Here is a 19,611-nt window from a genome sequence, read left to right on the forward strand (position 1 = left end):
ATGGAGGGCGCGTTCCTACTGTAGCGATGGCGCCATCACAGGCGCCACAAAATCATCAGTTACCACTTTCAGTCTGACGACTGCTCACCTCGGCCGGCACATCATCCCCGGCCATCCGCTTGCGGAACAACGCCGCCCGCGCCAGCAGCAGGGTGGTCACCGGCACGGTGATAGCCAACAGAACCGGAATCAGCCAGGCATGCACCACCGGCCCGGACTTCAGCGCTGAAAAACAGATGATCGAGGCCAACGCCACGCACCAGGCCCCAATCGTCGAGGCCAGCGCCGGAGGATGCATGCGCTGGAAGTAATCCTTCATGCGTAGCAATCCGGTTGCACCCAGCAGGGTAAACACGCCGCTGAGCACCAGCAGCACCGCCACCGGAATCTCGACCCACAAAGACAATTCGGCATTCATTCGATCACCTCGCCACGCAGCAGGAATTTCGCCAGGGCAAACGAGCCGACGAAGCCGAACAGCGCGATCAGCAGCGCCGCTTCGAAGTAGGTGTCACTGGCGTAACGGATGCCCAGGGTCAGCATCATCAACATCGCGACGATGTACAGATAATCCAGCGCCAGTACCCGATCCTGTGCTGACGGGCCTTTGAACAGGCGCACCAGGGTCAGTGCCATTGCCAGGCAGTACAGAAACAGCGTCAGCAGAATCGCATTCGACAGCAATGGGCTCATTCGAAAATCTCCATCAACGGTCGCTCGTAAGTGCTTTTGAAGTGCTCGATGAACTGCGCTTCGTCGTGCAGGTCCCAGACGTGCAGCAACAGAACGCTGCGGTCCAGCGCCAGTTCCGACCATACGGTGCCGGGCACCACGGTGCAGATCATCGCCAGTGCCGCAAGGCCGTGGGCATCACGCAAGTCCAGAGGCACCTTGATAAAGCACGAGCTGGGCGGACGACGCCCGGCGTTGAGTACGCCCCAGGCGACGACCAGGTTGGACATGATGACGTCGCGGCCGACCAGGAAAAACAGGCGCAAGATGGCGATGGGGTTGCGGATGCGCGCACGTTTCGGCCGCAATTTGCGCATCATCAGCGGCGCGGCGAAACCCAGCGCGGCGCCGAGCAGCAGATTGCCAGGGCTGACGGAGAGGTTCAGGGTCAGCCACAGAATCCACAGGGCCAGCGATAACCACGGAGCCGGAAACAGTCGATTCATGGCTGCACCTCGAGCATGTCGGCTCTGGCTTGCGGGCTCGGCACCGCACGTGTGCCAAGCACGGCCAGCACATATTGCTGCGGATTGTTCAGGGCATCGGCCGTGGCCTGGCTGTAGCGCAGCAGCGGCTCAGCCTTGAACGTCAAGACAATGCTCAGCCCGAGCAGGAGGAAAATCGGCGCGCACTCAAGCTTGCGCAGCAACGGCGACGGGCGCTCTTCCGGCGTCCAGAAGCGCTGGATACCGAGGCGCGAGAAAGCCATGAGGGAGGCCAGACCGGTCAGGATCAACAGCGCCAGCAATCCCCATGTGCCGGGAGGCAGCGGCGCCGCAGTGCCAAGTCCCAACGGGTTGAGCAGTGCGCCGATCAGGCTGAGCTTGCCGATGAACCCGGACAGCGGTGGCATGCCGATGATCAAAAGTGCGCAGGCGATAAAGCTCAAGCCCAGGAAGGCCATCGTCCATGGTATGACCTGGCCGACCACGGCTTTCTGTTCGTCGTCGAGGTTGATGCCCTTGGGCGGTTGCAGCGACTCCTGCGGGCGCGGCAGCAGTTCGCTTTCGTCTTCAAGCGGAATTTCGTTGGCCGAGCGCGAGCGCTCGATCAGTTCGGCGAGCATGAACAATGCACTCAGCGCCAGGGTCGAGCTGACCAGATAGAACAGCGCAGCGCCGACCAGGTTGGGCTGAGCGAAACCGATCGCCGAGAGCAGGATGCCCGCCGACACCAGGATGCTCAGGCTGGCCATGCGCTCCAGGCGTTGCGCGGCGATAATCGCCAGCCCTGCGCAAGCCATGGTCGCCATGCCGCCGTAAATCAGCCAGTCGCCGCCGAAGAATGCCGAGGCGCCGGCCTGACCGGAAAACAACAGGGTCCATAGGCGCAGCAGGGTGTAGACGCCGACCTTGGTCATGATCGCAAACATCGCCGCCACTGGCGCGCTGGCCGAGGAATAGGCGGGCACCAGCCAGAAGTTCAGCGGCCACATCCCAGCCTTGGCCAGAAACGCTACCGCAAGAATCCCCGCGCCAGCGTGCAGCAGACCACGATCGGCTTCCGGCACCAGCGGGATCTTCATCGCCAGATCGGCCATGTTCAGCGTGCCGGTCACTCCATAGATCAACGCAGCGCCGATCAGGAACAGTGACGAGGCCAGCAGGTTGATCGAAATGTAATGCAACCCCGACGACACCCGCGCTCGGCCCGAACCATGCAGCAACAGACCGTAGGACGCGGCGAGCAACACTTCGAAGAACACGAACAGGTTGAACAGATCCGCCGTCAGGAACGCGCCATACAGGCCCATCAACTGAATCTGGAACAGTGCGTGGAAACTCGACCCGGCGCCGTCCCAGCGGGCCATGGCAAACAGCAGGGCGCTTACGCCGATGACGCCGGTCAGCACCAGCATCAGTGCCGACAGGCGATCAACCACCAGAACGATGCCGAACGGTGCCTGCCAGTTGCCCGGCAGGTACACACCGATGGATCCCGGCACGCCGGTGGTCTGCGTCCATTGCAGCAGCATCACTGAAATGAACAGGCCGAGGAGGCTGGAGAACAGATTGATTTTCGCCTTCAGCGGCCGGTGCTTCTCGCCGAGCATCAGCATGATCGCAGCCGTCAGCAGCGGCAGCAGGATCGGTGCAGCGATCAGGTGAGTCATCGCCATCATTCTTTAGGCTCCCGGCCGTCGACGTGGTCGGTGCCGGTCAAGCCGCGCGAGGCGAGCAATACGACGAGAAACAGCGCGGTCATGGCGAAGCTGATGACGATCGCCGTCAGTACCAGCGCCTGGGGCAGCGGGTCGGTGTAATGCAGCAAGTCCTGGGTCACGCCGTCCTTGATCACCGGCTCTTTGCCGATGAACAGGCTGCCCATGCTGAAAATGAAAAGATTGACCGCGTACGACAACAGGCACAGGCCCATTACGACCTGAAAGGTTCGCGGCCGCAGGATCAGCCAGACCCCGGACGCGGCAAGAATGCCGATGGCGATTGCGATGACTTCTTCCATCAGACGGCTCCTTTGCTGGCGACGGACTTGGGCAGCGATGCAGTCTTGTGACCACGCACCGATTGGTGGGCGAGGGCGGTGAGGATCAACAACGTCGATCCGACCACCACGGCGTACACGCCGATGTCGAAGAACAGCGCACTGGCGATATGGATATCGCCGAGCAACGGCACGCTGATGTGCCAGGTGTGAGTGGTCAGGAACGGATAGCCGACCAGCATCGCACCGAGACCGGTAGCGGTGGCGAACAACAGTCCGGTGCCCATCCAGCGCAATGGGCGCAGGCTCATTTGTGCCTCGACCCACTGCGTGCCGGCAACCATGTATTGCAGGATGAACGCCACCGACATCACCAGCCCGGCGACAAAACCGCCGCCCGGTTGATTGTGGCCACGCATGAACAGGTAGAACGACACCACCAGCGCGACAGGCAGCAGCAGGCGCACCAGTACCGCTGGCACCATCATGAAGCCGAGCGCGGTGTCGCTGGCCGAACGCGGGTTGACCAGATCGGTGACCACGTCCGGTGCCAGCAGACGTTGCTGCGCCGGCAATTGCAGGCTTTCCTTCGGCGGGCGGAAACGACGCAGCAGGGCGAATACGGTCAGCGCCACGGCGACCAGCACGGTAATTTCGCCGAGGGTATCGAAACCACGGAAGTCCACCAGCATCACGTTGACCACGTTGCTGCCGCCGCCTTCGGGCAGGGCGCGGCTGAGGTAGAAAGAGGAAATGTGGTTCGGCGTCTGCCGGGTGAGCATGGCGTAGGACAACAGCGCCATACCCGCACCGACGGCGATCGACAGCAGCAAGTCGCGCAGACGACGAATGCGCGCCTTGCGCAGGCTGCTTGGCAGCGGCGAGACTTCCTCGATGCGTCGCGGCAACCAGCGCAGGCCGAGCAGGATCAACACCGTGGTCACCACTTCTACCGCCAATTGCGTCAGTGCCAGATCCGGCGCGGAGAACCAGACGAAGGTCACGCAGGTCATCAGGCCACAGACGCTGACCATGGTCAGGGCAGCCAGACGGTGATACTTCGCCTGCCAGGCGGCGCCGAGCGCACAGGCGATCGCCAGCAGCCACAGGGTCACGAAGACGATGGAACCAGGGATCTTCGGCCGGTCGCCCCAGGTCAGGGTGCTGTGCAGCATCGGGATCAGGCCGGCGAGCACGGCGGCCAATACCATCAGAAACAGCTGCATCTGCAAGCGCTTGGTGCCCAGGCGCCGCTCGACGCGCCGGGCGATGCGCATCATTACGACCAGACTGCGCTCGAACAAACGCTTGCCGTTGAAGCGGCCCACCAGCGGGGGGTACTTGAAGCGACCCAACTTGAACTGCTTGCGTAACAGCAGATACAGGAGGATGCCGCCGGACATGGCGATCAGGCTCATGATCATCGGTGCGTTCAAGCCGTGCCAGATGGCCAGGCTGTATTCCGGCAACTCCCCGCCAACTACGGGCAGCGCGGCAGCAGCGAGCAGTGGCCCGACGATCTGCGCCGGGAAAATCCCCACCAGCAGACAGGTGAATACCAGCAACTCGACGGGTGCGCGCATCCAGCGTGGCGGTTCGTGCGGGGTGTGCGGCAGATCAGTAGCAGTGGGGCCGAAGAACACGTCAACGGTGAAGCGCAGGGAGTAGGCGACGCTGAACATGCCAGCGATGGTCGCGACGATCGGCAGACTGGTTTCGACCCACGCCGTGGCGTTGATGAACACGGTTTCGGCGAAGAACATCTCTTTCGACAGGAAACCGTTGAGCAACGGCACGCCGGCCATCGAGGCACTGGCAACCATGGCCAGCGTCGCGGTGTAAGGAATCAGCTTGATCAGACCGCTGAGCTTGCGAATGTCACGGGTACCGCTTTCGTGGTCAATAATGCCGGCGGCCATGAACAGCGAAGCTTTGAACGTCGCGTGATTGAGAATGTGAAACACCGCCGCCACCGCGGCCAGTGAACTGTTCAGGCCCAAAAGCAAAGTGATCAGACCGAGATGGCTGATGGTCGAGTAGGCCAGCAAGCCTTTGAGATCGTTCTGGAACATCGCGCAGTACGCGCCGAGCAACAGCGTACAGGCGCCCGCTCCGCTGACGATGTAGAACCATTCCTCACTGCCGGACAGCGACGGCCACAGACGTGCCAAAAGGAAAACCCCGGCCTTGACCATGGTCGCCGAGTGCAGATAGGCCGAGACGGGCGTCGGTGCCGCCATGGCGTGAGGCAGCCAGAAGTGAAACGGGAATTGCGCGCTTTTGCTCAGCGCGCCGATCAGGATGAGTGGCAAAAGAACAGGGTAGAGGGCATGTGCGCGAATCAGATCGCCGGCGGCCAGGACCTTGTCCAGGTCATAGCTGCCAACGACATGGCCGAGGATCATGACCCCCGCCAGCAGACATAATCCGCCGGCACCGGTGACCATCAGCGCCATATAAGCACCGCGCCGCGCATCGGAGCGGTGGTGCCAGTAGCCGATCAGCAGGAACGAGAAGAGGCTGGTCAGCTCCCAGAAAAACACGATCTGAATCAGATTGCCGGAGATCACCAGGCCAAGCATGGCGCCCATGAATGCCAGGAAAAACGCGAAGAAGCGTGGCACCGGGTCGTCCGGCGACATGTAATAACGGGCATATAAAGAGACAAGTGTGCCGATGGCGAGCACCAGCATCGAGAACAGCCAGGCGAAGCCGTCCATGCGCAGAACGAAGTTCAGCCCAAGGCTGGGCAACCACATGAATTCTTCGCGGATTACGCCACCGTGGGCGATTTGCGGGTACAGCATTGCGACCTGAACGGTGCCGATCAGAGCGACCAGACCCGCCAGCAGCGATTCGGCATTACGCGCATTGTGCGGCAGCACTGCTGCCAGACAGCTGCCGATGAACGGCAGAAGCAGTAGAACTATCAGGGACATAGGCTTCTAATCTGCGGAAGTTTGTGAAGCATCATACGTGCCAGCTCCCTGATCACCAAACGCGAGGATGTCTCAGAATCCTACAAAGTAGTCTGGAATTTTGTGTTTGGCGCTGTTTCAGGGGCAACGAAGGTGCGGCGCATTCGCGAGCAGGCTCGCTCCCACACTGGAATGCATTTTCAAAATGTGGGAGCGAGCCTGCTCGCAAAAGCATGGGTGCAGCCGAAGAGATTGCGGGTCACCCCTGCGTTTCCCGCTCCAACTCAGCTTCTGCCTCGGTGGACCTTCCCTTGGTCTTCAACTCACTGACTATCACCGCCGCAACGATCAACCCCGCGCCCACCAGTGCAATCGCCGGCAAACGCTCCCCGGCAATCCGACCAACGATTCCGGCCCATACCGGCTCACCGGCATAGATCAACGTCGCCCGAGTCGGCGAAACGCTCTTCTGCGCCCAGTTCATCGCCACCTGGATCGCCGCACTCGCCGCGCCCAGGCCCAAAGCCGTCGCCAGCAATAACCAGGAAAACTCCGGAATCACTTCGCCGGTCGGCACCACCAGCAGGAACGACAACACCGACGTCACCGCCAGTTGCACCACCGTCACTCGCCGTACATCAACCTGCCCGGCGAACGTGCTGATCAGAATGATTTCGGCCGCGATCGCAACGGCGCTGATCAATGTCGCGATTTCTCCGGGACTGAAATTCAGCGCGGCACCCGACGGGCCCGACAACAGCATCAGTCCGGTAAACGCCAGCATGATTCCGATACTTGGCATCAACCCTGGACGCCGACCCAGCACCAGCCATTGCAGCAGCGGCACAAACGGTACATACAACGCGGTAATGAACGCCGACTGACTGCTCGGAATGCTCTGCAACCCGACCGTCTGCAAGCCATAACCAAGCATGATCGCGACACCGATGAACGACCCTGCCTTGACTTCGAACAAGGTCAACTCGCGCAAGTGCCGCCAGGAAAACATCGCCACGATCGCCGCCGCTGCGGCGAAGCGCAAGCCGACGAAAAACATCGGGCCGCTGACCGTCATGGCATGTTGCACAATCAGAAACGTGCCGCCCCAGATCATGGTGATCAGCACCAGCACGCACTCGGCTTTGCTGAAGCGGGAAAAGCGGATTCGGGACGCAGAATTGTTTGGCGACATCATGACCTTGCGCACATTAAAAGGGAGGCCGCACAATGCCGCCAACGTTGCGCAGTATACTGCCCAACCCCACCGAGTGAGCAATATAGTGCACAAAGATTTGACTCAGCGAGCCTCCGTTCTGCAACACGTCAGCCAGAACGTTCGACGCCTGCGCCATGCTGCGGATATGAGCCAGACCGCACTGGCAGAAAAATCCGGGGTGAGCCGACGGATGCTGGTAGCAATCGAGGCAGGAGAAAAGAATGTCAGCCTGACCACGCTTGATCGCGTTGCCGAAGCGCTCGACGTTGCCTTCAGTGATCTGATCCAGGCGCACGATGCGCGCGATCCGAGCCGTATCAACGAGGTTGCCTGGGCGGGCACGATTCCCGGCAGCAGAGCCGTGCTACTGTCCAAAGCCACCGCGAGCCGCGAAGTCGAGCAATGGGAGTGGTGCCTGCAACCGGGCGAAGTTTATCCGTCGCAACCGGACGCCGATGGCTGGAGCGAGCAGATTTACGTATTTGAGGGTTGCCTGACGCTGATGCTCGGCGAGCAGCCGCAGCACATCAACAAAGGAGAGTTTTTCATGTTCGCCAGCAATCAACCGCATGCCTACCGCAACGATGGCGATGTGGCTGCGCGGTTCGTGCGTAATGTGGTGATCTGAATGGGACAGCCTGCGGACATCCTGATCATCGGCGGCGGCCTCAGTGGCACCATGCTGGCGGTGCAATTGTTACGCCTGTCTGGGCAACGAAGAATTGCGATTATCGAGCCGCGTGCTGAATTGGGACGTGGTGAGGCTTACAGCGCAGTCGAGTTGGGACATACGCTGAACGGCAACGCGGCGCGGATGAGCGTCGACCCGGATAATCCTGATGATCTGACGCAGTGGCTGACCGCGCATATTGCCGGCGGCGGCTGGCCGGAGTCGGCTGAGCAGGATGTGCCGGTTAGTGAACTGTTTCCGCCTCGAGGCTTGTTCGGCGTGTACGTGCAACAGCGTCTGGCCGAAGCCAGAGCAGTGGGTACGCTGCAAGGTTCGACCGTTGAACATTTCTGTGCTGAAGCCGTCGACCTGCAAGTTGATGCTGGTTCAGTGCAGCTCACCTTGAGCGATGGCCAGATTTTGCGTGGATCGCAGGCAGTGCTGGCCACCGGCATGTATCCTGCCGCTCGCACGCCGCAGACGCAATCCAGTGGCCTTAACGCCGCCGCGCTCGATCCTTGGGATGTGGCGGCCATGCGTGAACTCGACCCGCAGTCCACCGTGCTGATCATCGGCTCCGGTCTGACCATGGTTGATGCCGTGGTGTCGCTCGAGCAGGCCGGGCATCGCGGGCCGATCGAGGTGTTCTCCCGGCATGGCCTGCTGCCGCACGTGCGCCGTCAACCGCCGGCCTGGGTGGATTTTCTGGCAGCAGATCACAGCATCCGTACGCCCCGCCAGTTGTTGCGCGAATTGCGCCGACATTGTCGCGACGCAATCGCCCAAGGCATCGACTGGCAGGCGCCGCTGGATACGGTTCGCGCGCATATCGCGCGGTTGTGGAGTCAGGCGACTGACGTGCAGCGTCGACAATTCGTACGGCATGTACGGCCATGGTGGGAGAGTCATCACCATCGTTCGCCGCCACTGAGTGCCGAGTTGATCGAACGGCTGCACAAGGAGGGGCGCTTGCGCATTCATGCGGCATCGTTCAAGGGGCTCGAACCCGGCAATCGCGATGCTGTGACCATTCGCATCCGTCCTCGGGGCGAGACTGAAACAGGCGTGGTGAGCGGAGCGGCGCTGATCAACTCCAGCGGTATCGAATACGACTGGCGGCGCGTTGCTCGGCCTTTGCCGCAGCAATTGCTGGCGCGGGGACTGGTGCAACCGGGGCCTCTGGCGTTGGGTATCGCAGCCGTGGATGGTGCAGTGGTGGATGCCGATGGGCAGGTTAGTGCTCGGTTGTTCGCCATGGGCCCGCCGTTGCGCGGGATGTGGTGGGAGAGTACGGCGGTGACGGACGTGGCGGCGCAGGCTAAAGCGTTGGCTGGGCGGTTGGTTGATAGCCTGAGAGGTTGATGTGTTCTCTTGGGCCTCTTCGCGAGCAGGCTCGCTCCCACAGGGGGAATTTAGGTTGTGACTACAATTTGCGCCACACCATAAATCCTGTGGGAGCGAGCTTGCTCGCGAAAGCCTCGTCTGATTCAACGTCTCTGTTGAATGAAAGACCGCTATCGCTGGCAAGCTAGCTCCCACATTGGGTTTTTGTGACGGCTTGAAATTACGCGACGACGCGATAACACGGCACATACGCCGCGCCGCCCGGCAACTTCATCCGGTGCTGAGCGACGAAGGCCTTTAGCAGCGCATCAAGCGGCTGCATGATCGCCGCATCACCACGGATCTGATATGGCCCGTGCTCTTCGATCAGGCGAATGCCCTTGTCCTTGACGTTACCAGCGACAATTCCGGAAAACGCCCGACGCAGGTTGGCGGCCAATTCGTGGGCCGGCTGGTCGCGATGCAGTTTCAGGTTGGCCATGTTTTCGTGGGTCGGATCGAACGGGCGCTGGAAGCCCTCGTCGATCTTCAGCAGCCAGTTGAAGTGGAACGCGTCGTTACGCTCGCGGCGGAACTGCTTCACCGCTTTCAAGCCTTGAGTCATCTGCCGCGCCACTTCGGCCGGGTCGTCGATGATGATCTCGTAATGCTGCTTCGCCGCTTCGCCAAGGGTTGCAATGACGAACGCATCCAGCTGTTCGAGATACGGCGCAGCGTTCTTCGGCCCGGTGAGGATCACCGGGAACGGCAGACCTTCATTGCCCGGGTGCATCAGGATGCCGAGCAGGTACAGGAACTCTTCGGCCGTACCGGCGCCGCCCGGGAAAATGATGATGCCGTGGCCCACACGGACGAAGGCTTCCAGACGCTTTTCGATGTCCGGCAGGATCACCAGCTCATTGACGATCGGGTTAGGCGCTTCGGCGGCGATGATGCCTGGCTCGGTCAGGCCGAGGTAGCGACCGCCGTGAATGCGCTGCTTGGCATGGGCGATGGTTGCGCCCTTCATTGGGCCTTTCATCACGCCCGGACCGCAACCGGTGCAGATGTCGAGGCTGCGCAAGCCCAGTTCATGGCCGACTTTCTTGGTGTATTTGTATTCTTCGGTGTTGATCGAGTGGCCACCCCAGCACACCACGATCTTCGGTTCGACGCCCGGGCGCAGGGTGCGCGCGTTGCGCAGCAGGTGGAACACGTAGTCGCTGATGCCCTGGGAATTACTCAGGTCGATGCGCTGGCTGTCGAGTTCGTTTTCGGTGTAGACGATGTCGCGCAGGGCGCTGAAGAGCATTTCGCGGGTGCTCGCGATCATCTCGCCATCGACGAACGCGTCGGCCGGAGCGTTCAGCAGCTCCAGGCGCACACCGCGATCCTGTTGGTGAATGCGGATCTCGAAGTCCTTGTAGGCTTCGAGGATGGTCTTGGCATTGTCGACATGTGCGCCAGTGTTGAGGATGGCCAGGGCGCACTGGCGGAAGAGGGTATAGGTGCTGCCGGATCCGGCTTCGCTCAGTTGCTGAACTTCACGTTGAGAAAGGGTTTCCAGGCTGCCTTTCGGGCTGACCGAGGCATTGATTACGTGTCGTTGGGTCATGCAGTGATCCTTAAAACGATGTCATCCACAACGCAGCGGATGGCATCCGAATAGTGTGTATCCATGAATGAAGATGGCACGATCTGCGCTGTACCGCCATGTCCCCGTTGGACGCTGAAAAGATGAAAAGGAGCCCCAGCATAGCTAAAACCCGGTGCGATGCGATAATGCGCCGGCGAGTTTTTTCCGTTGCGCCTTTTGTCACTCAGGGAAGTCATTTTCGATGTTCGAGATTCAGCCGATGGACCCCGCTACCTTTCGTCAGCAGACCCGCCGCAGCACGATCATCATCGCCGTGCTGTTTCTGCTGTTGGCCATGCTGTTTTCGTCTGTTGCGGTAGCAGTGTTCGGTGAGCCGGACGGCGATAATCTGCGCTTCAATGTTGGCGGCGTATTCGTGGCATTCCTGCTGACGGCGGCGCTGTTGCGCGGGCGGTTCTGGCACCAGACCTGGATGGCCCCGGCGGTGTACAGCTGGCGCCTCAAGCGCAATCTGATGAGCATCACCAATGTCATGCATCAGGTGACAGCGGCGGTGCAGAACAACGATCCGACGGCGATGAAGGTGTTGCGTTTCTATCACCTCGGATTGCTGCAAATGCATGAGCTGGACGGCAACTCCAGCGAACATGGACAACTGCGTGACGAAGTCGAACAGCACAAGACGCGGATGCAGGCGCAGGGCCTCGATCCTGACCAGCCACGCTTCGATCCGCAGTGGCTGGAGACGTTGAAGCCAGCCGCGCGTTAAAACGGAATGCGTCGGGCGCGGCGCAGTTTCCACGAGCGCAGCAGTCGTGCGTACACCAGCAGGTTGACCGCCAGCACCACGCTGCCGAGTGCCAGTTGTATCTGCGGGGTCAGACCCGCCGGGTAAATGATCGGCCAGATGTAATGCTCGATGAAGCCACCGGCGTATTCGGTCTGCCCGGCCGCGTGGCGCATCAGGTTTTCCCAGTAGGTCAGCGGACAGGTCAGGTGCAACACCTCGACCGCCACTCCCCATCCGGCCGCTGGCAAATGCAGCCATAGCAGCCGTGGCCAGCGCAGCACCAACAGCCCGCCGAACAGCACGAACAAGATGAAACACAAGTGAAACAGCACCAGCCCGTCGGCGGCGATTCGGTACAGCATGGCGTCTTCCTGACGTTAAAGATGGATGGCGCTATGGTACGCCGCGCGGGACAACATTCGGTGGTGAATTTGGGCGAAGAAATGTGTTCTACCCTTAACAATGATCAACTGTTGTGAGGGCAGTGGATATGGCAAACGAGCAAACGCGTCCGGAAGAAGATGAGCCAACAGAGGAAGAGATCGAGCGACAAAAGAGACAGGAAAAAACCTGGAAGCGCGATGACAGCCGCGAGCTGTCGGACCGCGATCAGGAGCGTCCTTTGAAACCTTGAACAACGCATGTGAAGAGCCCCGCTGTCAGCGGGGCTCTTCGCGTTTCAGAGGTCTTCCAGCTGCGTGAAGTCCGGGTATGTCGCGCGATACCCCAACGTTCGATCGATCCACGCATTGAGCTCATTGACCATCACCGGCGGATGGCCGGGATAACCCTCAAGGGTGCTGCGCAGGGTGCTTTCGATGTCGGGCACGCTGTGCAGGTTTCGGGTCTTGATGTAATGGCCGATAAAACAGTCGAGTTCCAGGCGTTCTGTCTTGGACAGATGGACACACTTCAGGCCGCTGACCTGTTTGATTGCAAAATCGTCGCTCACTTATTTCTCTGCAAGGCTTGAAAGTTGTTGATGGATTCCTGATTTCTTTGACTCTTTGGTCAACTGGTATACCAATCGGAAAGGCGGCGCGCATGCTATCCGCAGTACGGAAAAATGTATGTATGACTGTCGAAATGTCTGACAGGCGGTTGATTCGCTCAAACGGCTGTTTCATGAGGGTTGTATCGCGGGTGAAACACTTTCTGTAACGCGGGGGACTCAGCGGAGCCGTTGGTTGATTAACGCAAGGATGCACGGATTATTTAGTCGACTCGTTCTATCAACTGCGCACCCTGATTACGCGTATTACCGACCGCTTTGCCGACCTTGTACCACTCGAAGGCCTCGCTGGGCTCGCCTTCAAACAGCAACATCTGCTCGGCGCGGTCCGCTGGCGTAGCCGGATCAAGCCATTCCCGAGCTCGCGCCGAATCGAAAACCACGGGGCGGCGATCATGAATATCGAGCATGCCGCCCAGGCTGTCGGCGGTGATGATGACGAATCCATCGTCCTCCCTCGGCGCAGATCCCGGTGCCGGAAATTGGCCGATGCCCGCGCAGAAAACCGGGGTGTGGTCCGCGCGACGAATCAACCACGGCTGTCGGGATTTTTCCCCGCTATCAACCCACTCGAACCAGTTGTCCACCGGCACGATCAACCGCTGCCGCCAGATCGCCCGGAAGAACGCGCCGTGGGCGACTTTTTCCACCCGAGCGTTGATGGGCGGGGCACGATCCCTGGCCCAGTGCGGGCGCCAGCCCCAGCGCAAATTGTCGGCATGGATGGCCCGTTCGTGTTGATGCAGTACCGCCAGCGCCGTGGTGGGCGCCGCGTTGTAGCGATCCAGCGGCGCATCGCCAACGTGATTGATCAAAGCATCGGGGATGCTCAACACCGCAACGAAATCGTGAATGCCGCGGTACTGCGTGAGTCTTCCGCACATGACTGAAATCTCCTCGAGGAAATTTCAGTCTAGTTGCATCTGCGCTACCGATTCGAAGCCATAAAAATAGTGTGCTTAGGTTATGCGAATTTAGAATTTAAACATCGAAATCAAGAGCGTTATCGTCTATGCAATTCCCATTTGCAGGACTCGCCATGAAGCTGTCTCGTTTCCTATGTCGCGCGCTGACCGTTGCCTTGTTGACCTCGCCACTGGCGTACGCCGCCGCGCCCGTGGTCCTGCATATTGGCGATCAAAACTACTACAACATCCGTGCATCGATTGAAGCGTCAGGCGTATTGAAAGACGCGCCTTATACGGTTGACTGGAAGCACTTCCAGGCCGCAGCACCGCTTGCCGAAGCGCTACAGACCGGCTCGCTGGATCTTGGTTTTCTTGGCGACTCGGGTTTCCTGTTTCTTGCGGCCAAACAGGCGCCGGTGAAACTGATCGGCGTGTCGCGACAGAACCCGGACACTATCGCTTTGCTGGTACCAAAGGATTCGCCGGTGAAAACCATTGCCGATCTAAAGGGCAAAAAGGTCGCCTACTGGCCGGGAGCCTGGAGTCAGCAACTGACTTTGCGCGCGCTGGAGCAGGGCGGGTTACCGGAAAACTACGTCGACTTCGTCAAGCTGATGCCGATCGACGCGGCCGCCGCGCTGCCACAGGGCAGCATTGACGCCTTTCCGGTGTGGGAGCCGTATATCTCGCAACAGATTGTGTTCTCCGGTGCGCGACCGATTCTGACGGCGAAAAACCTGATGCCAGGGCTCAGCGCCATCGCTGCGTCGACTCCTTCCATCGACAGCAAGCGTGCGGCGATTGCCGATTTTCTCGGACGATTGAAACAGGCGCGCGCCTGGGTTGATAACCACACCGACGAGTACGCTGACCTCTGGGCGAAAAAGGCCAACCTCGATCAACAGGTCTCACGACATTGGTTACGCCAGGCGCACATGAGCGTCGGGCCGGTGGATCAACAGGCGGCTGCGGATCTGCAGAGCACGGCGGACTTCCTGTTCAAAGTCAAGGCACTGCCGGCACCGCTGGCCACGGCGGGCATCATCGACACTTCATTTCAACAAGCCTTGACGCACTGAAAACCAGCACCGGAACCAAACCCTGTGTACCGTATCCAACCTGCGCTCGCAGATAGCTGCGCAGGGATGGAAAGGGCGAGGGAGTTTTGCCATTCGACCACACGACGGCCGCGGCCTCAGGGCAAGACATGATTTCCGGATGCAAACTTCTTTGTGCTGCGCTCATCGCGTTGGGTCTGGCCGGCTGCATCGCCGCGCCGATCGAAATGACCGCGCAAACCGAGAGCCGTCTGCAAGCCCAGGCGCCCGTGCGTTTCTTGCTGACGTTCGATGATGGTCCAAGCGCTTCAGGATTCTGGAATCCCACCGCCACTGTTCTCGACAGCCTCAAAAGCAATCCGGTGCAAGCAGACATCAAAGCCGTGTTTTTTGTGCAGACCCGAGCACCCAGGGCAGGCGACAGCGAGATCGGCCGCAGCCTGATGCATCGCGAACAGGCAGAGGGACATATTCTCGCTTTTCACACCGCGACCCACTGGCACACCAACCATCGCTCACTCGACCCGCAGGAACTGGAGCAGTCGCTGACCGATGGCAGTGCTGACATCGCCGCGATCACCGGGGCCCCGCCCAAGCTGTTGCGCCCGCCGTTCTGGAATTATGACAAACGCACATTTGCGGCCTACCGGAAACATGGCTTGCACGTCTTGCTCACGGATTTGAGTGCCAATGACGGCAAGATCTGGGGCTTTAACGCCAGCCCGCGGCGCCGCGCAAACATGCTGCGGCAGTTATCGGAAGTGCGCGAACGTATCGCCGTAGGTCAATTTCCCACTGTAGATGGCGTAATTCCGGTAGTGGTGACGTTCCATGATCTCAATCGTTACACGGCGCGCCACACCCGGGAATATCTGCAGATTCTGCTCGATAGCGCGGCGGCGACCGGGGTCAGACTGGCGGACAAGCCGTTCTACGACGATCAGGCCGCGCTGGAAAAAGCCGCGCTGGCGCGTACTGTTCAGCAAAGCGCTGAACCGGTGAATCTGCCCGGAATGTGGAACTGGATCTGGGATCACGACGCGCATTGAGTGGCGTGAGTACTTTGTGATCGACTTGGCATTTGCGGGCCGGGCAATAAGCACTTCCTGCATCTATGCTCGATGGATCGATTCTCCGCCTGCGAGGCGCCCGTCCATGCTTGCCATTGCCGATATTTGCCGCATCGTCGAGTCAGGCTTTCCCACGTACAAATGTGATTGCGCGCCAACGGAGCAGGGGTTGTTGCGCATCAAGGTGTATGAGCCGGGCAGCGGGCGTGTAGAACTGTTGCTGGATGGCGTATCTCCCGAGCATCTGGTCACGATTCGCGATATTTCCAACTTCATCGGTGAGTTGCGCACGGAAATCAACGCGGGGCGCCGAGCTTTCGCCGGTTGATCGCTATAAACGCCGTTGAAAGGCCCGCACGATGCGCCGTGTCGCGTCGTTGGTCTCAAGATTGTGCACGGCATCGAGCGGAAACCAGATGCAGTCGACGATTTCGTTCTGTGGGCGGACATCGTCAATGTTGACCACCGAAGCCTCATAGACGTGATGCCGCGTACTCCCCGACTGCAGATCCATCAAGTACAGCACTTCGTCAGCATTCAACCCGGTTTCTTCCTGCAATTCGCGCACGGCCGCCGCCGCACGGGTTTCCCCGGGCTCGACCTTGCCGCCGGGCAATGACCAGTGATGGCGGGGTTTGCGAACCAGGAGGATGTGCCGATCCTGCTCGCAAATGACGGTGGCGCGTACTTTCATGAATGCCCTGCTGGTGCGTGTCATAAAACTGTAATCAAACTGCAATATTCGAGCCGCATGCGGGTTTAAAGGTTCCCATTGAATTGGGAGCCATTTCGACACGGAAAAGTGCCAGCCTATTGACGGGACGGCGCGCGATATCCGGTTTACAGCGCAGCGGGGAGCGGGTGTAAGGTGAGCACTTACACCGAAAATACCCGTTGGCAAAAAGGAGGTGCTCATGAGCATTCCAATGCTGAACAAGCTGCACATGAACGGTTACGACGTGCTCAGCGTGAACAACGGCCCATGGCGGGTCTGCACTGAAGGTGATCGACTGGCGTCATTTACCACCAGGGAAGAGGCGATGGCCTATGCGGCAGCGCTTCCCGGTTACAGGCGACGTTCCAGGCAGGTGCAAAGGCAAAATGTCAGTTGACGCGTCGTAACGAAAAAGCCCCGGGTGCGTCCCGGGGCTTGCTGTTTGAACTAAGTCTCAGTGAACCTTGATTCGGCTGATGGTCCGGGCTTTTACCTCCTTGGCATAGATCTGCAATCTCTCCTCGTCGCTTTGCAGGATTTCGCAAGAACGCAACACAGTCTGGGCGTCTGCCTCGTTACCGGATTTGCGCAGCTGTTCGGCGATGCGCTTGAGGTCGACTGCCGACCACCTCAGGTCCGACGCCACGCTTTGCAGATCCCGTTGAAGTTCGTGTTCATATTCATTGAGCCGCATGATCACCTCCAGAACATTCTCGGTAGAAAAGAGTAGTCGCGTTTTTGCAGATGCAGCCAGGTCATCTGACGCCCGGCTGAACGGATGTGAAAAATTGTCCAATCGTCGGTAACGGCGGGGTGCCACGATGGATGTGCACACGGTTAAACGGTACATTCACGTTTTTTCGAAACAGGTAAACAGCATGCGCGTATGGATCGGCACTTTGAGCCTGGCTCTGTTGACGGGTTGCTCGTTACCGGCGTCGTTGGTGCCAGGTGAGCCAAACCTCAGCAAGACCAGTGAAAAGCCTCCCAGGGAATATGCTGCGTGTTTGTTACCGTTGTGGCAGAAGGACGTCGCGAAGACTTCTCAGGCGTCGATTTCCAACGGCTACCGGATTACCGCGCCGAGCATCATCACGGCGGATGAAATTCTCGATATCGTCAAATATAAAAACGGAAGCAAAGTGTCCCTCTACCAGGGGCCGCCATGGGCCAAGTCCGGGTCGCTGCGCCAATCGGTGCGTGATTGCCTTTAGAAAAGGCGCTCGATTCGCAAAAAAGGCAGACACCGAAGTTAGTTGTCTGCCTTTTTCATGGGATGGAGGCTGCGGCCAGCCACCGCAATGGTCTGTGACAGTTATCCGGGAAGCGCTGCCGGATCCTTGACTAGGCTTTGAATGTCGGCCCGTGACGGGATCGGCATGACTCAAAGGAGCCTCGGATCATGGATGATCTGGTCAAGGAAATCATTCCGCTGTTGCAGTACCTCATCCCCGGGTTTCTATCGACCTGGATCTTCTATTCCCTCACTGCATTCAAGCGACCGGATACGTTTGGGCAGATCGTGCAGGCGCTGATATTTACATTTGTGATTCAGGGCGCGTTGTTGGCAGTGGGCAACCTGTGCCTGTGGATCGGCTCGACAGGGGTTTCATTAGGAAGCTGGAATGATCGGGCGCAAACACTCTGGGCATTTGTGTTTTCGCTGTTGCTGGGTTTGTTTGCCTGTTACCTGGCTACGAGTGACAAATTGCACGGCTGGTTACGTAAGCGAAACGTCACGAAACAATCTTCTTTCCCCAGTGAATGGTTCTGCGCTTTCGCCCAGCATGAGCGCTTCATAACCCTGCATTTAAACGACGAAAGGCGCGTATTTGGCTGGCCGGTCGAGTGGCCACGGGAATCATCCAATGGTCAGTTCGTCATGAAATATCCGCGTTGGCTCACGGATGATGGCCAACCTGCATCTATTGGCGCGGAGTTTTTGTTGATAGATTCCGCGAAAGTCAAATGGGTCGAGTTCAGCCCAGTATCAGAGGGATCAACATGCCAACTGCCAGAGCACCACAACCCATGCCAAAGCATTTAGAGCGACTCTTTGTCGGGCCGGACGGAAAAATGCTGGACGTGCCCTTGATCAAAGGCCCCAGTGCGCCGCCGCCTCTGAAACCACGGTCTAGACGATAAACTTCTTCAGCCCCAACCCTGCACCACCGCCCGGCGAATCGCCTCCAGCAACATCGCGAACGCCGGGTTGTCATTGTTCTCCCGCCAGATCAGATGCAGTTCGCTTTGCACTCCTTCGCCCAGATCGATCTCGCGAAACACCACATTCCTGAAGACCACGCTGGTCGCGCAGCGCGGTACCAGCGCCAGACCCATGCCGGCGTTGACCAGCGCCAGAATCGTCAGCGACGAGCCCAGCCACTGCACGTAATCCGGCGCCACCCGCGCTGAACGCAGCGTGCCGGTCAACAATTCGTTGAATGGCGGATAGGCTTCATGGGAGTACATCAGGAACGGTTGTTTATCCAGATCGTTGACTGAGACCTCAGCTGCATTGGCCAACCGATGCCCGCTCGGCACCGCCAGCACAAACGGTTCGCGCACCAGGCATTCGGTGGCATAGCCCGGTTCCTGCAATGGCGCCCGGGCAATGCCCAGGTCGATGCGGCGGGCACGCAAGGCCTCGTGCTGCTGATAGGTGTTCATCTCCGCCAGATCGATTTTCACCTGAGGCTGTTTTAGTCGCGCTTCGGCGATCACCTTGGGCAGAAACTCATACACCGCGCTGCCGACGAATGCGATGTTCACCGAACCAATGTCGCCCTCGGCAAACCGGCGTGCGGTGATCGCTGCTTGCTGGGCGCGCTCCAGCAGATTCTGCGCCTCAACGAAAAACGCCCGGCCCGCTGCCGTCAGAGCAACGCTTCGGGTGCTGCGGGTAAACAATTCGACGCCAAGGTGATGCTCCAGCAGCTGAATCTGCCGACTCAGCGGCGGCTGGGTCATGTTCAGGCGCTCGGCGGCGCGGCGGAAGTTGAGTTCGGTGGCGACCGTGGTGAAACAGCGCAGTTGGGTGAGCTCGAACATTGATCTAATCCGGGTATCAATCGAATGCCTGTTTAGATTAGACGGGATCAATGCGCGACGTCCATGATCGGCTCATTGCTTCAAGTCATCCCTAAAAAAACAAGATCGG

General features: G+C 59.4%; 24 protein-coding genes. 10 read left to right on the forward strand and 14 right to left on the reverse strand.

Annotation, left to right across the window (positions count from 1 at the left end; translation table 11 throughout):
* Positions 1 to 55 precede the first annotated feature (55 nt).
* From PspCFBP13508_RS14645 to PspCFBP13508_RS14675, 7 genes are all read right to left on the reverse strand, one after another.
* Positions 56 to 418, reverse strand: coding sequence for a Na+/H+ antiporter subunit G (locus tag PspCFBP13508_RS14645; protein WP_041480808.1), 363 nt, complete (start codon positions 416 to 418; stop codon positions 56 to 58).
* The gene (locus tag PspCFBP13508_RS14650) at positions 415 to 693 is read right to left on the reverse strand and encodes a K+/H+ antiporter subunit F (protein WP_071172757.1); all 279 of its coding nucleotides are present in this window, start codon (positions 691 to 693) and stop codon (positions 415 to 417) included. Before PspCFBP13508_RS14650 ends, PspCFBP13508_RS14645 begins: the two co-directional genes overlap by 4 nt.
* Positions 690 to 1,178, reverse strand: coding sequence for a Na+/H+ antiporter subunit E (locus tag PspCFBP13508_RS14655; RefSeq protein WP_137214925.1), 489 nt, complete (start codon positions 1,176 to 1,178; stop codon positions 690 to 692). The genes PspCFBP13508_RS14650 and PspCFBP13508_RS14655 overlap by 4 nt, the downstream gene beginning before the upstream one ends.
* On the reverse strand, positions 1,175 to 2,854 hold the full coding sequence (locus PspCFBP13508_RS14660; protein WP_137214926.1) for a monovalent cation/H+ antiporter subunit D: 1,680 nt from the start codon (positions 2,852 to 2,854) through the stop codon (positions 1,175 to 1,177). Before PspCFBP13508_RS14660 ends, PspCFBP13508_RS14655 begins: the two co-directional genes overlap by 4 nt.
* The gene (locus PspCFBP13508_RS14665) at positions 2,851 to 3,195 is read right to left on the reverse strand and encodes a Na+/H+ antiporter subunit C (protein WP_016775082.1); all 345 of its coding nucleotides are present in this window, start codon (positions 3,193 to 3,195) and stop codon (positions 2,851 to 2,853) included. Before PspCFBP13508_RS14665 ends, PspCFBP13508_RS14660 begins: the two co-directional genes overlap by 4 nt.
* Complete coding sequence (locus PspCFBP13508_RS14670) at positions 3,195 to 6,113, reverse strand: monovalent cation/H+ antiporter subunit A (RefSeq protein WP_137214927.1); 2,919 nt, start codon at positions 6,111 to 6,113, stop codon at positions 3,195 to 3,197. The genes PspCFBP13508_RS14665 and PspCFBP13508_RS14670 overlap by 1 nt, the downstream gene beginning before the upstream one ends.
* Before the next feature lie 238 nt (positions 6,114 to 6,351).
* A complete protein-coding gene (locus PspCFBP13508_RS14675) occupies positions 6,352 to 7,287 on the reverse strand; it encodes a DMT family transporter (protein WP_130911940.1) in 936 nt (311 codons plus the stop codon).
* A gap of 85 nt (positions 7,288 to 7,372) precedes the next feature.
* Between PspCFBP13508_RS14675 and PspCFBP13508_RS14680 the strand changes: the two genes are divergently transcribed.
* Together PspCFBP13508_RS14680 and PspCFBP13508_RS14685 are read left to right on the forward strand one after the other, a co-directional pair.
* A complete protein-coding gene (locus PspCFBP13508_RS14680; protein WP_130911939.1) occupies positions 7,373 to 7,936 on the forward strand; it encodes an XRE family transcriptional regulator in 564 nt (187 codons plus the stop codon).
* Positions 7,937 to 9,340, forward strand: coding sequence for an FAD/NAD(P)-binding protein (locus tag PspCFBP13508_RS14685; RefSeq protein WP_137214928.1), 1,404 nt, complete (start codon positions 7,937 to 7,939; stop codon positions 9,338 to 9,340).
* Between the two features lie 202 nt (positions 9,341 to 9,542).
* Here PspCFBP13508_RS14685 and ppnN read toward each other — a convergent pair whose 3' ends face one another.
* On the reverse strand, positions 9,543 to 10,916 hold the full coding sequence (gene ppnN / locus PspCFBP13508_RS14695) for a nucleotide 5'-monophosphate nucleosidase PpnN (RefSeq protein ID WP_137214929.1): 1,374 nt from the start codon (positions 10,914 to 10,916) through the stop codon (positions 9,543 to 9,545).
* A gap of 223 nt (positions 10,917 to 11,139) precedes the next feature.
* Here ppnN and PspCFBP13508_RS14700 point away from each other — a divergent pair, with 223 nt between their 5' ends.
* The gene (locus PspCFBP13508_RS14700; protein WP_130911937.1) at positions 11,140 to 11,667 is read left to right on the forward strand and encodes a DUF3087 domain-containing protein; all 528 of its coding nucleotides are present in this window, start codon (positions 11,140 to 11,142) and stop codon (positions 11,665 to 11,667) included.
* On the opposite strand, the gene PspCFBP13508_RS14705 is transcribed toward PspCFBP13508_RS14700, so the two are convergent.
* Entirely contained in the window at positions 11,664 to 12,050 is a 387-nt protein-coding gene (locus tag PspCFBP13508_RS14705; RefSeq protein ID WP_137214930.1) for a DUF2784 domain-containing protein, read from the reverse strand. The genes PspCFBP13508_RS14700 and PspCFBP13508_RS14705 overlap by 4 nt on opposite strands.
* A gap of 128 nt (positions 12,051 to 12,178) precedes the next feature.
* Between PspCFBP13508_RS14705 and PspCFBP13508_RS27445 the strand changes: the two genes are divergently transcribed.
* Positions 12,179 to 12,322 carry a hypothetical protein gene (locus PspCFBP13508_RS27445; protein ID WP_178083721.1) on the forward strand — a complete coding sequence of 48 codons (144 nt, stop codon included), beginning with the start codon at positions 12,179 to 12,181 and terminating at the stop codon, positions 12,320 to 12,322.
* 45 nt (positions 12,323 to 12,367) lie between these two features.
* On the opposite strand, the gene PspCFBP13508_RS14710 is transcribed toward PspCFBP13508_RS27445, so the two are convergent.
* Both PspCFBP13508_RS14710 and PspCFBP13508_RS14715 read right to left on the reverse strand, forming a co-directional pair.
* Complete coding sequence (locus PspCFBP13508_RS14710) at positions 12,368 to 12,640, reverse strand: hypothetical protein (protein ID WP_137214931.1); 273 nt, start codon at positions 12,638 to 12,640, stop codon at positions 12,368 to 12,370.
* A gap of 263 nt (positions 12,641 to 12,903) precedes the next feature.
* Positions 12,904 to 13,584 carry an SOS response-associated peptidase family protein gene (locus tag PspCFBP13508_RS14715; RefSeq protein WP_137214932.1) on the reverse strand — a complete coding sequence of 227 codons (681 nt, stop codon included), beginning with the start codon at positions 13,582 to 13,584 and terminating at the stop codon, positions 12,904 to 12,906.
* Positions 13,585 to 13,739: 155 nt separating this feature from the next.
* Between PspCFBP13508_RS14715 and PspCFBP13508_RS14720 the strand changes: the two genes are divergently transcribed.
* The 3 genes from PspCFBP13508_RS14720 (at position 13,740) to PspCFBP13508_RS14730 (ending at position 16,064) form a co-directional block, all read left to right on the forward strand.
* Positions 13,740 to 14,687: an ABC transporter substrate-binding protein gene (locus tag PspCFBP13508_RS14720; protein WP_137214933.1), complete on the forward strand. Its 948-nt coding sequence runs from the start codon at positions 13,740 to 13,742 to the stop codon at positions 14,685 to 14,687.
* Between the two features lie 128 nt (positions 14,688 to 14,815).
* Positions 14,816 to 15,715: a polysaccharide deacetylase family protein gene (locus PspCFBP13508_RS14725; protein ID WP_137214934.1), complete on the forward strand. Its 900-nt coding sequence runs from the start codon at positions 14,816 to 14,818 to the stop codon at positions 15,713 to 15,715.
* A gap of 106 nt (positions 15,716 to 15,821) precedes the next feature.
* Positions 15,822 to 16,064 carry a DUF1652 domain-containing protein gene (locus PspCFBP13508_RS14730; protein ID WP_130911932.1) on the forward strand — a complete coding sequence of 81 codons (243 nt, stop codon included), beginning with the start codon at positions 15,822 to 15,824 and terminating at the stop codon, positions 16,062 to 16,064.
* A gap of 3 nt (positions 16,065 to 16,067) precedes the next feature.
* Here PspCFBP13508_RS14730 and PspCFBP13508_RS14735 read toward each other — a convergent pair whose 3' ends face one another.
* Positions 16,068 to 16,430 carry an NUDIX hydrolase gene (locus tag PspCFBP13508_RS14735; RefSeq protein WP_130911931.1) on the reverse strand — a complete coding sequence of 121 codons (363 nt, stop codon included), beginning with the start codon at positions 16,428 to 16,430 and terminating at the stop codon, positions 16,068 to 16,070.
* Between the two features lie 220 nt (positions 16,431 to 16,650).
* Here PspCFBP13508_RS14735 and PspCFBP13508_RS14740 point away from each other — a divergent pair, with 220 nt between their 5' ends.
* Positions 16,651 to 16,848 (forward strand): DUF2188 domain-containing protein, encoded by a 198-nt coding sequence (locus PspCFBP13508_RS14740; RefSeq protein ID WP_137214935.1) that lies wholly within the window; start codon positions 16,651 to 16,653, stop codon positions 16,846 to 16,848.
* A 57-nt stretch (positions 16,849 to 16,905) separates the two neighbouring features.
* Here PspCFBP13508_RS14740 and PspCFBP13508_RS14745 read toward each other — a convergent pair whose 3' ends face one another.
* A complete protein-coding gene (locus tag PspCFBP13508_RS14745; RefSeq protein ID WP_041480783.1) occupies positions 16,906 to 17,145 on the reverse strand; it encodes a hypothetical protein in 240 nt (79 codons plus the stop codon).
* 184 nt (positions 17,146 to 17,329) lie between these two features.
* Here PspCFBP13508_RS14745 and PspCFBP13508_RS14750 point away from each other — a divergent pair, with 184 nt between their 5' ends.
* On the forward strand, positions 17,330 to 17,665 hold the full coding sequence (locus PspCFBP13508_RS14750) for a hypothetical protein (protein WP_137214936.1): 336 nt from the start codon (positions 17,330 to 17,332) through the stop codon (positions 17,663 to 17,665).
* Between the two features lie 188 nt (positions 17,666 to 17,853).
* Complete coding sequence (locus PspCFBP13508_RS14755) at positions 17,854 to 18,498, forward strand: DUF6338 family protein (RefSeq protein ID WP_137214937.1); 645 nt, start codon at positions 17,854 to 17,856, stop codon at positions 18,496 to 18,498.
* Between the two features lie 104 nt (positions 18,499 to 18,602).
* Here PspCFBP13508_RS14755 and PspCFBP13508_RS14760 read toward each other — a convergent pair whose 3' ends face one another.
* Positions 18,603 to 19,502, reverse strand: a complete 900-nt coding sequence (locus tag PspCFBP13508_RS14760) for a LysR family transcriptional regulator (RefSeq protein WP_130911520.1) — start codon at positions 19,500 to 19,502, stop codon at positions 18,603 to 18,605.
* Positions 19,503 to 19,611: the final 109 nt, after the last annotated feature.

The sequence above is a fragment of the Pseudomonas sp. CFBP13508 genome, assembly GCF_005233515.1.
Classification (GTDB): domain Bacteria; phylum Pseudomonadota; class Gammaproteobacteria; order Pseudomonadales; family Pseudomonadaceae; genus Aquipseudomonas; species Aquipseudomonas mercuritolerans.

What these genes read in the sequence shown, in the direction of transcription:
- PspCFBP13508_RS14705 (WP_137214930.1), bottom strand. Translation starts at nt 12,050, where the DNA reads ATGCTGTACCGAATCGCCGCCGACGGGCTGGTGCTGTTTCACTTGTGT.
- PspCFBP13508_RS14730 (WP_130911932.1), top strand. Translation starts at nt 15,822, where the DNA reads ATGCTTGCCATTGCCGATATTTGCCGCATCGTCGAGTCAGGCTTTCCC.
- PspCFBP13508_RS14655 (WP_137214925.1), bottom strand. Translation starts at nt 1,178, where the DNA reads ATGAATCGACTGTTTCCGGCTCCGTGGTTATCGCTGGCCCTGTGGATT.
- PspCFBP13508_RS14735 (WP_130911931.1), bottom strand. Translation starts at nt 16,430, where the DNA reads ATGAAAGTACGCGCCACCGTCATTTGCGAGCAGGATCGGCACATCCTC.
- PspCFBP13508_RS14755 (WP_137214937.1), top strand. Translation starts at nt 17,854, where the DNA reads ATGGATGATCTGGTCAAGGAAATCATTCCGCTGTTGCAGTACCTCATC.
- PspCFBP13508_RS14715 (WP_137214932.1), bottom strand. Translation starts at nt 13,584, where the DNA reads ATGTGCGGAAGACTCACGCAGTACCGCGGCATTCACGATTTCGTTGCG.
- PspCFBP13508_RS14665 (WP_016775082.1), bottom strand. Translation starts at nt 3,195, where the DNA reads ATGGAAGAAGTCATCGCAATCGCCATCGGCATTCTTGCCGCGTCCGGG.
- PspCFBP13508_RS27445 (WP_178083721.1), top strand. Translation starts at nt 12,179, where the DNA reads ATGGCAAACGAGCAAACGCGTCCGGAAGAAGATGAGCCAACAGAGGAA.
- PspCFBP13508_RS14740 (WP_137214935.1), top strand. Translation starts at nt 16,651, where the DNA reads ATGAGCATTCCAATGCTGAACAAGCTGCACATGAACGGTTACGACGTG.
- ppnN (WP_137214929.1), bottom strand. Translation starts at nt 10,916, where the DNA reads ATGACCCAACGACACGTAATCAATGCCTCGGTCAGCCCGAAAGGCAGC.
- PspCFBP13508_RS14685 (WP_137214928.1), top strand. Translation starts at nt 7,937, where the DNA reads ATGGGACAGCCTGCGGACATCCTGATCATCGGCGGCGGCCTCAGTGGC.
- PspCFBP13508_RS14725 (WP_137214934.1), top strand. Translation starts at nt 14,816, where the DNA reads ATGATTTCCGGATGCAAACTTCTTTGTGCTGCGCTCATCGCGTTGGGT.
- PspCFBP13508_RS14700 (WP_130911937.1), top strand. Translation starts at nt 11,140, where the DNA reads ATGTTCGAGATTCAGCCGATGGACCCCGCTACCTTTCGTCAGCAGACC.
- PspCFBP13508_RS14660 (WP_137214926.1), bottom strand. Translation starts at nt 2,854, where the DNA reads ATGATGGCGATGACTCACCTGATCGCTGCACCGATCCTGCTGCCGCTG.
- PspCFBP13508_RS14750 (WP_137214936.1), top strand. Translation starts at nt 17,330, where the DNA reads ATGCGCGTATGGATCGGCACTTTGAGCCTGGCTCTGTTGACGGGTTGC.
- PspCFBP13508_RS14675 (WP_130911940.1), bottom strand. Translation starts at nt 7,287, where the DNA reads ATGATGTCGCCAAACAATTCTGCGTCCCGAATCCGCTTTTCCCGCTTC.
- PspCFBP13508_RS14720 (WP_137214933.1), top strand. Translation starts at nt 13,740, where the DNA reads ATGAAGCTGTCTCGTTTCCTATGTCGCGCGCTGACCGTTGCCTTGTTG.
- PspCFBP13508_RS14760 (WP_130911520.1), bottom strand. Translation starts at nt 19,502, where the DNA reads ATGTTCGAGCTCACCCAACTGCGCTGTTTCACCACGGTCGCCACCGAA.
- PspCFBP13508_RS14650 (WP_071172757.1), bottom strand. Translation starts at nt 693, where the DNA reads ATGAGCCCATTGCTGTCGAATGCGATTCTGCTGACGCTGTTTCTGTAC.
- PspCFBP13508_RS14645 (WP_041480808.1), bottom strand. Translation starts at nt 418, where the DNA reads ATGAATGCCGAATTGTCTTTGTGGGTCGAGATTCCGGTGGCGGTGCTG.
- PspCFBP13508_RS14745 (WP_041480783.1), bottom strand. Translation starts at nt 17,145, where the DNA reads ATGCGGCTCAATGAATATGAACACGAACTTCAACGGGATCTGCAAAGC.
- PspCFBP13508_RS14670 (WP_137214927.1), bottom strand. Translation starts at nt 6,113, where the DNA reads ATGTCCCTGATAGTTCTACTGCTTCTGCCGTTCATCGGCAGCTGTCTG.